5 protein-coding genes are annotated in these 3,671 nt (G+C 65.3%); all 5 read left to right on the plus strand.

The window, feature by feature from the left end; translation table 11 throughout:
- Positions 1-218: 218 nt before the first annotated feature.
- From AB4070_RS18500 to AB4070_RS18520, 5 genes are read left to right on the plus strand one after another with little or no spacing between them, the layout of a single operon-like run.
- Positions 219-554 carry a hypothetical protein gene (locus tag AB4070_RS18500; RefSeq protein WP_046746675.1) on the plus strand — a complete coding sequence of 112 codons (336 nt, stop codon included), beginning with the start codon at positions 219-221 and terminating at the stop codon, positions 552-554.
- Positions 551-1,798 (plus strand): hypothetical protein, encoded by a 1,248-nt coding sequence (locus AB4070_RS18505; RefSeq protein WP_441981397.1) that lies wholly within the window; start codon positions 551-553, stop codon positions 1,796-1,798. The genes AB4070_RS18500 and AB4070_RS18505 overlap by 4 nt, the downstream gene beginning before the upstream one ends.
- A gap of 19 nt (positions 1,799-1,817) precedes the next feature.
- Complete coding sequence (locus tag AB4070_RS18510; RefSeq protein WP_441981398.1) at positions 1,818-2,321, plus strand: hypothetical protein; 504 nt, start codon at positions 1,818-1,820, stop codon at positions 2,319-2,321.
- Positions 2,321-2,899 carry a hypothetical protein gene (locus AB4070_RS18515; RefSeq protein ID WP_441981399.1) on the plus strand — a complete coding sequence of 193 codons (579 nt, stop codon included), beginning with the start codon at positions 2,321-2,323 and terminating at the stop codon, positions 2,897-2,899. Before AB4070_RS18510 ends, AB4070_RS18515 begins: the two co-directional genes overlap by 1 nt.
- Positions 2,896-3,456: a hypothetical protein gene (locus tag AB4070_RS18520; RefSeq protein WP_441981400.1), complete on the plus strand. Its 561-nt coding sequence runs from the start codon at positions 2,896-2,898 to the stop codon at positions 3,454-3,456. Before AB4070_RS18515 ends, AB4070_RS18520 begins: the two co-directional genes overlap by 4 nt.
- Positions 3,457-3,671: the final 215 nt, after the last annotated feature.

Consider the following 3,671-nt stretch of genomic DNA (forward strand, 5'->3'; position numbering starts at 1 on the left):
GCGTCGGGGAAGTTCGGTGAGGGGTACACGGAGCTGACGACGGGTCTGAAGACGGCGGTCGATGGCATCAATGACATGTCGGAGTCGCTGCTCGGGATGATGCGGGCGATCCAGGATCTGGATCAGCAGCTCGCCGGCAGCTGACACACGCTCTCGAGAAGGGGTCGACGGGATCCGTCGGCCCCTTCTCACCACCCCCGCTGGAGAGGACGTTCGCGATGGACATCATGCTCGATCTGGACCGGCTCCGACTGACCAAGACCGGCCTGACATCCTCGGTCGATGCCTTCGAATCGGCGGCTCAGACCAACGATGCGCTGGAGAGCGCCGTCGGAAAGCCGGACGGACGTTCCGAGCTGCGGCAGAAGGTCTCCGACTTCGAGGACGACTGGAAGTCGAACCGCGGCAAGCTGCAGAAGAACCTCGACGAGATCCTCAAGCAGCTGACCGGGATCATCGATGGTTGGGAGCAATGGGACTCCGAGACCGCGAACGGATTCGAGAACCCGACGAGCACCGCCGACGTCTCGGTAGGAAAGGCCACTCCACGATGAGGTCTCCGTTCACGCAGCACGAACTGCGACCGCTCGAGGGGAACCCGACCGTGATCTGGGATGACGGCGACGGATTCGTGAAGCTCGCCGCCACGATGTCCGAGACCGCGGTGCTGCTCACCGAGATCGGTGATTCCAGCGTGCACAAGAGCAAAGGCACGGACAAACTCGGCGACATGGCGCGGGAGTCGTCGAGTGACCTGTCGGATGCTGCGGTGCGCTACGAGGGGACGGGCACAGCGCTGCGCACCTATGCGGATGCGTTGAGGACCGCGCAGAACTGGCTCGACCTTCACCTCGACGAGGTCGAGCGCGCGGAGAGGGACTATCAGAGCGCGCTCGATGAGAAGGAAACCGCCGACCGGAACCAGGCCTCCATCGATCATCAGTGGCCGTGGGAGGACGAGCCGACACAGGCCGACAAGGAAGCAGCGTCCGGTGCTGTCGACGCGGCGAACACCTCGCTCACTGGCGCGAAGGCGGATCGCGACGCCCAGTGGCGCAGTTTCGACCATGTCTTCGGGGCGTGGTCCGATGCGTATGACGATGCCGTTGAGGGCGTGCAGAAGGCCATGGACACGGCCGACAACGGCGACGGATTCTGGGGATTCGTCGACGACCTCCTCACCGTCATCTCCGTCGTCCTGATCGTTCTCACGATCGTCGCGCTGATCATCGGCGCCCCGTTCACTGGCCTGCTGGCGGGGGTGCTCCTCGGACTCACTCTCCTCAGCCTCGGCCTCACGGCGCTCAAGTACCTCGACGGTCGTGCGACGCTGGGCGATGTCGGGCTCGCCGCGCTCGGCCTGCTGCCGTTCGGGATCGGGAGGGTGCTCTCGAAGGGCGTTCCTGCGCTCGGTGCCGTCCTCAGCGGCGGACGGGGTGTCGTCACCTCGGTGATCCGCGCGGGCCTGCCGCGCGTACGGCTCTTTCATCCGTCCACCTGGGCGACGCCGTTCCAGTGGCTCGCAGCCCCTATCCGTTCGATGTCGAACCTGCCCAGACCGGGTCTCTTCGTCAACCCGTTGCGGACGATCGTCAACGGCGGCCCCGAGGTGCAGCAGATGCAGCGATTCCTCACGACGATGCACAACTCGCAGTGGGGGACGAATCCGGCCGTGCAGCAGTTCATCGCGGCGACCGCGTCGCACTTCCCCTCCAGCCTGGTATCGCGGCTCAACGCGGTGAACTGGCTCGGATCGACGAGTCTGAGCGTCTACGGGTCGATCACGGCGCCCTGGTGAAGGCCTACGCTTGATTCCCATGACCTCCCCTCGCGCCTCCGTGCACAAGCGGATGACGACGATGTACCTCCTCCTACGGATGATGCAGGCGGCGGCGCTGATCGTCTATCTGGTCGGGTCTTTGCTTCTCACCGGAGGACAGATCGCCGCAGGTCGTGCGCCGATGTGGGGCGTTGCCATCGACTACCCCCTGTTCTCTTTTCCGGGGCTGCTATCGCTCACTGTGTCCGTCATCGGTCTCCTCCTGGCCGTCGCTGTTCTCGCTACCGCGCGTGTGAAGGATTCCGGTCGAGTGGGTGGAGCGTTCGCGGCGACGGGTGCGGCCGCCGCGTCATCGGCGATGTTCGCCTGGATGCTCCCTTCGGAAGGGGCGACCGAGGCGACGTTGCGGTGGGCAGCGGCCGGTGTCGACGGGGCCGCTACCCTGCTTCTGATGATCGCAGCGCTGATCCTCGCCGTCCGGGATGACCGTGCTCGTCAGCGTGAAGGACGCCCGATATGGACCCCCGGTCAGGAAAGCTGATGGCCGAAGACGAGCCCGGCGGATTCAGCATCCTGTTCCCGCCGGGATGGACACGGTACTTCATCGATGATGAGGGGCGAAAAGCCCTGACCATGCGGATGTCGTCGCAGATTCGAGCGCTCGGTCGCCCCGATCTCGACGTCGAGGCACGGATGCTGATCAGCCAGCAATGGAAGCAGATGCAGGCGCGGAGTGTCGGTGCGGTCTACCTTCCGGACGCGATGGGGGACGACTCGACACCTCTGCCGATGTCGTTCGCGCTGATCCAATACGTCGCTCGTCCCGGAGCGGATTTCGAGTCGGCGTTCCGCGACATGGCGAAGGGGACCGTCGAAGCTTTCGACACGTCGATCGGTCGGATTCTGCGGACCGAGAGCGAGCGCCGCGGCACAGACGAGCTCGCGGAGGTGGTCGGTCGGCAGATCGACTACGGCATCGCGCTTCCGAACCCGCGCGACCGTCGCGGCATGATCGTCTCGACCTCCATCACCACGCTCGACGACACGGCACCTGATCTGGTGCAGGGTCTGATCGAGCTCAGCAACACGATCGTCGAGACGTTCCGGTGGCGTGCGTGACCGGCTACCGGGTGCTGCCAGACCAAGCCGCCTGGCTGACACTTCCGCTCGAATTCCCGTGGAAGGACTTCGTCGATGACGTCTCCTGGGCCGCCGAAGTCGCAGATGACCGAGCAGTTGCCGACGCGCCTGCGGCCGTCCGCACGGCGATCGCCGAGAGCGCGCTCACTCTCGTGCGCGCCGAGCCGCCGCTTCCCGGCGTGCGGGAGCGGTTCTGGTGGCTCCCCTCGATCGGCGGATCGGTGGTCGTCGCTCACCTGACGGCCGTCGAACTCGACGAGTCGCTGGGCGCACAGCCCCTGGAATCCTTCGTCTTCCTCGGTGCCGGAGGCATGATCCAGAACATCATCGAGGTCGAGGGAACGGCGTTCGACACGGCCCTGGACTGTGTGCTGCTCGTCCCGGTCGACGACACGACCATCGCGCTGAGGCGCCTTCTCGGACGGACGGCGCGGATGCTGCTCATGCTCGATGTGTTCGTCGATGACGGCGGTGCGCTCCACGAGGCGCAGCACGATATCTCGGCGCTCTTCACCTCGATCGAAGTGGTGCACTGATCATGCGCGTGGATGGGGAGTTGTCCCCATCGACGGGGGCGCGGGTGGTTCCGTAGGGTGGTGTTGTTCGGGCCGGAGGGGTCCGGTTCTCTCGATTTGCGGAGGTGTGGACGATGGCCGATTTCGGTGCGTCTTATGCGGAGATGGAGCAGGTGGCGGGTTCGCTGTCGCAGGCTCGTGATGACATTCAGGGGCAGTTGGACACGCTGAAGGGT

The sequence above is a fragment of the Microbacterium sp. 2RAF4 genome, assembly GCF_052115285.1.
Taxonomy (GTDB): domain Bacteria; phylum Actinomycetota; class Actinomycetes; order Actinomycetales; family Microbacteriaceae; genus Microbacterium; species Microbacterium oxydans.

Bases quoted from the DNA above. Each gene is read 5' to 3' on its own strand.
- AB4070_RS18500 (WP_046746675.1), top strand. From the start codon at position 219: ATGGACATCATGCTCGATCTGGACCGGCTCCGACTGACCAAGACCGGC.
- AB4070_RS18505 (WP_441981397.1), top strand. From the start codon at position 551: ATGAGGTCTCCGTTCACGCAGCACGAACTGCGACCGCTCGAGGGGAAC.
- AB4070_RS18510 (WP_441981398.1), top strand. From the start codon at position 1,818: ATGACCTCCCCTCGCGCCTCCGTGCACAAGCGGATGACGACGATGTAC.
- AB4070_RS18515 (WP_441981399.1), top strand. From the start codon at position 2,321: ATGGCCGAAGACGAGCCCGGCGGATTCAGCATCCTGTTCCCGCCGGGA.